This is a genomic window from Streptomyces sp. YS415 (assembly GCF_023544665.1).
Lineage (GTDB): Bacteria > Actinomycetota > Actinomycetes > Streptomycetales > Streptomycetaceae > Streptomyces.
This window is the reverse complement of record NZ_JAMJFL010000015.1, coordinates 196,692-203,739: the sequence shown is the minus strand read 5'-3', so window position 1 is coordinate 203,739 and position 7,048 is coordinate 196,692. Positions and strand designations below refer to the sequence as shown.

Genomic DNA, 7,048 nt, shown 5'->3' with positions numbered 1-7,048 from the left:
CGAACCCCCGTACCGTTTATTCGGTACGGGGGTTTTCTGCGTTTACCGTCTTTTACCAGCCCTCTCAGAGGCGGCCTGCGGTCTTCAGGGCCAGATACGCGTCTGCCAGCGCGGGGGCCAATTCGTCCGGGGTCGCGTCGACCACCGTGACGCCGTGGCGGCGGAGCTGGTCCGCTGTGCGGTGGCGTTCGTTCTGGGCCTGCGCCGCGGCCGCTGCCTCGTAGACGGAATCCGTCGTGCCACGGGCTTTGGCCATGCGGGCGACGTACGGGTCCGCCACGGACGCCAGGAGGACGGTGTGGCGCTGGGTCAGTTGACCGAGCACCGGGAGCAGGCCCTCTTCGATCGGGGCCGCGTCGAGGCTTGTGAACAGGACGATGAGGGCGTGGCGGGGAGCCGTACGGAGGGCCGTGGCGGTCAGGCCGCGGGCGTTCGTTTCGACGAGTTCGGGTTCCACCGTGGCCATGGCGTTGACCAGGGACGGCAGGACGTCGCCGGCCGTCCGGCCCTGGACCAGGGCGCGTACCCGGCGGTCGTAGGCGAGGAGGTCCACGCGGTCGCCGGCGCGGGAGGCCAGGGCCGCGAGGAGGAGGGCCGCGTCCATGGAGGCGTCGAGGCGGGGGGCGTCGCCCACGCGGCCGGCTGAGGTGCGGCCGGTGTCGAGGGCCAGGAGGATGTGGCGGTCGCGTTCGGGGCGCCAGGTGCGTACGGCGACCGCGGACTGTCTGGCCGTAGCGCGCCAGTCGATGGAGCGGGTGTCGTCGCCGGGGACGTACTCGCGGAGGCTGTCGAATTCTGTGCCTGCGCCTCGGGTGAGGACGCTGGTGCGGCCGTCGAGTTCGCGGAGGCGGGCGAGCTTGGACGGCAGGTGCTTGCGGCTGGTGAAGGGGGGCAGCACACGTACCGCCCAGGGGACCTTGTGGGTGCCCTGACGGGTGAAGAGGCCGAGGGGGCCGTAGGAGCGGATGGTCACGCGGTCGGCCTGGCGGTCGCCGCGACGGGTGGGGCGCAGGCGCGTGGTGAGCCGGCGGCGTTCGCCGGGCGGGACCGTCAGGCGGTGGCGGGAAGCCTCGATCTCCGTGCCGGGCTGCCAGCTGCTCGGCGGCCAGGCATCACGCAGGTGGGCGCGCAGGGGGCGGCCGGAGGGGTTGGTGACGGTGAGCGTCACGTCCGCGGTTTCGCCGAGACGTGCGGAGGTGTCGCCGGACCGGCTCAGGCCGAGGCGGCGTACGGGGGCGGCCAAGGCGAAGTCGCAGGCGCAGGCCACCGCGAGGGGGGCGTTGACGGCGAGGATGCCGGTCCAGCTGGGTTCCCAGATGCCGACGGGGAGCGAGCCCAGGGCTGCGAGGAGCGCGGCGCGGCCGGTGAATGCCATCAGCGGGGGACGGGGACGTGGGTGAGGATCGCGTTGATGACGGAGTCCGTCGTCACGCCTTCCATTTCCGCTTCCGGGCGGAGTTGCACGCGGTGCCGGAGGGTGGGCAGAGCCAGGGCCTTCACGTCGTCGGGGATGACGTAGTCGCGGCCGGTCAGCCATGCCCACGCGCGGGCGGTAGCGAGGAGGGCCGTCGCGCCGCGCGGGGAGACGCCGAGGGTGAGGGACGGCGATTCGCGGGTGGCGCGGCAGATGTCGACGACGTAGGCCGTGATCTCCGGGGAGATCGTCGTTTTGGCCACTGCGGCGCGGGCGGCTTCGAGGTCGGCGGGGCCCGCGACGGGACGTACGCCCGCGGCGCGCAGGTCGCGCGGGTTGAAGCCCTCGGCGTGGCGGGTGAGGACGGCGATCTCGTCCTGGCGGGAGGGCAGGGGGATCGTGAGCTTGAGGAGGAAGCGGTCCAGCTGCGCTTCGGGGAGGGGGTAGGTGCCCTCGTACTCGACCGGGTTCTGGGTGGCCGCGACCAGGAAGGGCTCCGGGAGCGGACGGGGGGTGCCGTCGACGGTGACCTGGCGTTCCTCCATGGCTTCGAGGAGGGACGACTGGGTCTTGGGGGGCGTGCGGTTGATCTCGTCCGCGAGGAGGAGGTTGGTGAAGACCGGGCCGGGCTGGAAGGAGAACTGCGCGGTGCGGGTGTCGTAGACCAGGGAGCCGGTCACGTCGCTCGGCATGAGGTCGGGGGTGAACTGGACGCGCTTGGTGTCGAGTTCGAGTGCGGATGCGAGGGCACGGACGAGCAACGTTTTGGCGACCCCAGGGACTCCTTCTAGGAGAACGTGTCCGCGGCAGAGGAGGGCGACGACGAGGCCGGTGACGGCGGGGTCCTGGCCGACCACGGCTTTGGCGATCTCGGCGCGCAGGGCTTCCAGGGATGCCCGGGAATCGGGCCGGTCCCCGCTCTGCCCGGCGTTGTCAGTGGTCGGGTCCATCATGGACGGCGTACCTCACTTTCGAGGGCGTCGAGTTGGTCGGCGAGGGAGATGAGGGCTGCGTCGTCGCCGGGCGGCGGGCCGAAGAGGAGGGCGTGCAGGGACTGTCCGTCGCCGCGGAGGTGCGCGGACAGTGCGGGGAGCAGGGCTTCGGGCGAGTGCGCCTGGGTGACGGGGACGCCTACGAGGGGGGCGAGGCGGGTGCGGGTGGTGGAGCGAAGAGCGGCGGCGGCGCGGTCGCGGGCGTCGGCCTTGCGGTAGAGGCGGGCGCGGCCTTCGACGGTTTCGGAGGCGCGGATCGCCACGGGGAGTTTTTCGGGCACGAGGGGGCCCAGTCGGCGTGCCCGCCAGAGGGCGGCCAGGGCTGCCGCGATGAAGAGCTGGAGTGTGCCCCAGAGCCAGCCCGAGGGGAGCAGGTCGAAGAAGTCGCGCTCACCTTCGGGGTCGGCGGCGGTGGAGTCGGAGAGCGAGGGGAGGTACCAGACCAGATGGGGGCGGGAGCCGAGGAGTTGGAGGGCGAGCGAGGCGTTGCCCTGCTCGTCGAGGTGGTCGTTGTAGAGGATGTCGGGCGCGCCGAGGACCACGGTGTCGCCGTCCCCGGCGCCGGGGATGCGCAGGAGGGTGGCCAGGCGCTCGCTCGGGTAGCAGGAGTCTGCCTGGAGGTGGGTGGTGGTGTAGCGGATGCCGCCGGTGTCGGCGGCGCCTGCGCGCCGGGCCTCGGGGAGGTCGCAGTCGGGCCGGAGGGTGGAGTCCAGGCTCTTGGCGGGGTCGGCGACGACGCCGGGGACGAGTCGTTCGACGGACCAGCCGCCGGGGGCGACGAGGAGGGTGCGTCCGCCGCTGTCGGCGATCGCGGTGTGCAGCGCGGTCTGTTGACGCTCGGTCAGCAGGTCGGGGGCGGCGACCAGGAGGGTGGTTTCCGGACCGGTCGCGGCGCGTGCCTGGTCGAGGGTGGTGACCACGCGCGTGGACACGCCCCGGTCGGCGAGGAGTTCGGCGACGGCGCGGCTGCCCTGGGCGTCGGCGGAACGGGGGTCGAGGGTGCCGTGCCGGGCGTCGGAGCGGACCACCGCGATGGCGACGGCGCCTGCGAGGAGGATGACGAGGGCGAGGGCGATGCCTCGCGCGCGGGTCCACACCTGGCGGGCGGTGGGGGAGGCCGAGGTGGACGGCAGGGTGGCCCCGGTGGTCACTGGGCGGCTCCCTGGTGGGTGTGGGGGGCCGCGCTGTGGGCGCTGCTGGTGAGGTGGGGCTTGGTGCGCTCCAGGTCGTGGTCGAGCTCGGCGACGCGCCGGTACGACGGCTCGGTGGCGGCTCGGCCGCCGTACGTCACGTCGTCGAAGTCCCGTGCGGCGGTGCGGAGTCGGTCGGTGTGGCCGGGCAGGACTCGGCCGGCTTCGGCGGCTGCCTCGTCGGCGGTGCGGCCGGGGCGGACGTCGAGGAGGGCGCGTTCCTCCAGCGAGCGGACGATGGCCCGCATGCGTTCCTGGACGGCCTGGTTCCAGTGGCCCTGGGCGGCGTGTGCCTCGGAGGCGGCGCGGTGTTCGGCGGCGCTGCGGGGGCGGTCATCGAACAGGGCGGCGGCCGAGGTGGGTTCACGGCGCGGGGTGCCCAGGCGCCACCACAGGGCGCCCAGGACGGCGAGTACGGCGAGGATGACGACGAACAGGCCGAACGGGCCTCCGGGGGCCACGGCCGAGGCGCTGCTGAACAGGTCGTCGACCCAGCCCCAGAAGGCGTCGAGGGCACGTTGGAACAGGCCGGGTTCGTTCTCGTGGTACATCCGCTTGGACAGCTCGCGCCGCGCGGCCTCCCGCGCGGGGTCGCGCGGGATCGTCACCGGCGGTTCGTCGCCGGAGCGCGCGCGGGACAGCGCGTCCGTGACATGCGATGACATCCGTACGGCGGTGCGCGGCAGGGCCGGCGCCGCGGTGAGAACTCCCCCCGCCAGGCTCACCGATTCAGCTCCCCGGGGTGTCGGATCCGTAGCCCTGGACGCCGGCGGCGCGGGCCAGTTCGAGGTCGAGGGCCTCGCGGCGGATGCGCTGGTCGATGTAGAGGAGCACGGTGACGCCCGCCGAGATCGGGAAGGTGATCATGGACCCGATCACCGAGCCGATGCCGCTGACGACGAGGTACGTCCAGCTGAGGTCGCCGCTGCCGCTGTCGAGGAGGCCGCTGCCGCTGGAGCCGCCGAAGGCGTCGGCCAGGAAGGCGAACGGGATGGCGATGATCGACGCGAGGATGCTCGCGATGAGCATGGCCAGCAGCTGGATGCCGAAGATGCGCCACCACGAGCCGCGGACCAGCTTCACGGAGCGGCTCATCGACTTCACGATGCCCTGCTTCTCCAGCATCAGCGCCGGCGAGGCGAGGGAGAAGCGCAGCAGCAGCCAGACTGCGACGACGATGGCGCAGAGGCTGCCCAGGGCGGTGAGCGCGGCGCCCACCTCACCGGCGCCGGTGGCGGCCACCAGGACCCCCGGCAGGACGCCCACGGCGACGATGCCGAAGGCGATCAGCACGAGCAGGAAGATCAGGCCGAACAGCCTGGCGAGCTGCGGGCGGGCGTCGCTCCAGGCCTCGCCGATGGTCACCGACCTGCCCAGGACGGCGCGGCTGGTGACGGTGGTGAGCAGGGCGGTCGCCACGACCGTACCGATCAGGGAGATCACGGAGATGACGCCGAGGCTGAGCATGGCGTCGCCCATGGCGCGGCTGAGCTCGCTGAAGGTGGCGCTGGGGTCCTCGAGGGCGTCGGTGTCGATGCGGTCGTTCAGGAAGAAGCCCTGGAGCAGGACGACGACGATCTCGGTGAGGACCGCGACGGTGAGGGCGATGCCGAGGACCGTGCGCCAGTAGGCGCGCATCGTGGAGACGGCGCCGTCGAGGATCTCACCGACGCCGAGCGGGCGCAGCGGGATGACGCCGGGCTTGGCCGCGGGCGGGGGGCCGCCCCAACCGCCGCCCCAGGAGCTGTATCCGCCGCCGGGGCCTCCGTAGCCTCCCGGGCCGGCCGGGGGGCGGTTGCCCCAGCCCGGGCCGGGGGGCGGGGGCGGCGGGGTCTGTCCCGGGGCCGTGGGGCCGGTGGGTGCGGACCACTGGGCCGGTGGCGGCTGCTCCTTGGACCACTTCGGGCCGGAGCCCTGCGGCTGCGGGCCGGACTGGTCCGCGGGCTGCTCGGACTCCGGTCGGTCGGCGGGCCGGTCAGGGCCGGAGGTGCCGGGCTCCTGTCCGTCGGACGGGGCGGATCCGGGCGAGGCCCAGCCCGGAGTGTCGTTCATCGTCGCTCCTTCACGGTGCCCGTCCGCGGGTCGCGGCGGCAGGTTGGCAGCCATCGTGCCATGGGGTGGTCACCCGGGGACCGGCCAAGGTATGGGCTGCACACCTTCAATTGTCCGCCGGATTCCGGGCAGACTGACCGCATGGCTGATCAGCACGCGCAATCCGGCGAGGACAAGCGGCCGACCGAGATACCGGTGATCCGGTGGGAGGAGCCGCCCGAAGGCCCCGTACTGGTCCTTCTCGACCAGACGAGACTGCCCGCAGAGGAGGTCGAACTGGTCTGTACGGATGCGCCGGTGCTGGTGGAGGCGATCCGCTCGCTCGCCGTGCGCGGGGCGCCGCTGCTCGGAATCGCGGGGGCGTACGGCGTCGCGCTGGCCGCCGTGCGTGGCTTCGACGTGGACGACGCGGCGGACGCGCTCGCGGGTGCCCGTCCCACCGCCGTGAACCTTGCCGTCGGTGTGCGCAGGGCGCAGGCCGCGCACAGGGCCGAGCTGGCCCGGAGCGGCGATTCGGGGAAGGCGGCCGAGGCGGCGCTGGCCGCGGCGCGGAAGCTGCACGCGGAGGACGCCGACGCCAGTGCGCGGATGGCCGAGCGTGGGCTGGCCCTGCTGGACGAGCTGCTGCCCGGCGGCGGGCACCGGATCCTCACCCACTGCAACACCGGATCGCTGGTGTCCGGCGGGGAGGGCACGGCGTTCGCGGTGGCGCTGGCCGCGCATCGGGCGGGGCAGCTGCGGCGGCTGTGGGTGGGCGAGACGCGTCCGCTGCTGCAGGGTGCCCGGCTGACGGCGTACGAGGCGGCGCGCAGCGGGATGGCGTACACGCTGCTGACGGACAACGCGGCGGGTTCGCTGTTCGCGGCCGGTGAGGTGGACGCCGTGCTCATCGGGGCGGACCGGATCGCCGCCGACGGGTCGGTGGCCAACAAGGTGGGGAGTTATCCGCTGGCGGTGCTGGCGCGCTACCACCATGTGCCGTTCATCGTGGTGGCTCCGGTGACGACGGTGGACCCGGAGACCCCCGACGGGGCGTCCATCGAGGTGGAGCAGCGTGGCGGGTTCGAGGTGACCGAGCTGACCGCGCCGCAGGTGCCGCTGACCGGGCCGGGCGGCGGGATACCGGTGGCGCCGCTCGGGACACAGGCGTACAACCCGGCCTTCGACGTGACGCCGCCGGAGCTGGTGACGGCGATCGTGACGGAAGTGGGTGTGGTGTCGCCCGTGACGGCTGAGGCGCTGGCCGAGGTGTGTGCCAGGTCGCGGGAGGTGACGATCGGCTAGGCGGGGCCGGACCGCCGGGCCGCGGCGTGCTGCGGCCCGGCCCGAGGCCGGTGTTCGGCCGAGGGGCCTGAATGGTCGATCGTGCTGCCCTGGGAACAGGCGCCCATGGCCGGGGC

General features: G+C 73.5%; 6 protein-coding genes. 1 reads left to right on the top strand and 5 read right to left on the bottom strand.

Going from position 1 to position 7,048, the window contains the following annotated elements; translation table 11 throughout:
• Nucleotides 1-64: 64 nt before the first annotated feature.
• Genes M8H82_RS21375 through M8H82_RS21355 form a run of 5 tightly spaced genes read right to left on the bottom strand, consistent with a single transcriptional unit; the run spans nucleotide 65 to nucleotide 5,648 of the window.
• Entirely contained in the window at nucleotides 65-1,375 is a 1,311-nt protein-coding gene (locus tag M8H82_RS21375) for a DUF58 domain-containing protein (RefSeq protein ID WP_250076427.1), read from the bottom strand.
• Nucleotides 1,375-2,364 (bottom strand): MoxR family ATPase, encoded by a 990-nt coding sequence (locus M8H82_RS21370; protein ID WP_250076426.1) that lies wholly within the window; start codon nucleotides 2,362-2,364, stop codon nucleotides 1,375-1,377. The genes M8H82_RS21375 and M8H82_RS21370 overlap by 1 nt, the downstream gene beginning before the upstream one ends.
• Nucleotides 2,364-3,557: a DUF4350 domain-containing protein gene (locus M8H82_RS21365; protein ID WP_250076425.1), complete on the bottom strand. Its 1,194-nt coding sequence runs from the start codon at nucleotides 3,555-3,557 to the stop codon at nucleotides 2,364-2,366. The genes M8H82_RS21370 and M8H82_RS21365 overlap by 1 nt, the downstream gene beginning before the upstream one ends.
• Nucleotides 3,554-4,321, bottom strand: a complete 768-nt coding sequence (locus tag M8H82_RS21360; RefSeq protein WP_250076424.1) for a DUF4129 domain-containing protein — start codon at nucleotides 4,319-4,321, stop codon at nucleotides 3,554-3,556. The genes M8H82_RS21365 and M8H82_RS21360 overlap by 4 nt, the downstream gene beginning before the upstream one ends.
• A 4-nt stretch (nucleotides 4,322-4,325) precedes the next feature.
• On the bottom strand, nucleotides 4,326-5,648 hold the full coding sequence (locus M8H82_RS21355; RefSeq protein ID WP_250076423.1) for a glycerophosphoryl diester phosphodiesterase membrane domain-containing protein: 1,323 nt from the start codon (nucleotides 5,646-5,648) through the stop codon (nucleotides 4,326-4,328).
• A 141-nt stretch (nucleotides 5,649-5,789) separates the two neighbouring features.
• Between M8H82_RS21355 and mtnA the strand changes: the two genes are divergently transcribed.
• Nucleotides 5,790-6,932 carry an S-methyl-5-thioribose-1-phosphate isomerase gene (gene mtnA, locus M8H82_RS21350; protein WP_250076422.1) on the top strand — a complete coding sequence of 381 codons (1,143 nt, stop codon included), beginning with the start codon at nucleotides 5,790-5,792 and terminating at the stop codon, nucleotides 6,930-6,932.
• The last annotated feature ends 116 nt before the right edge of the window (nucleotides 6,933-7,048 follow it).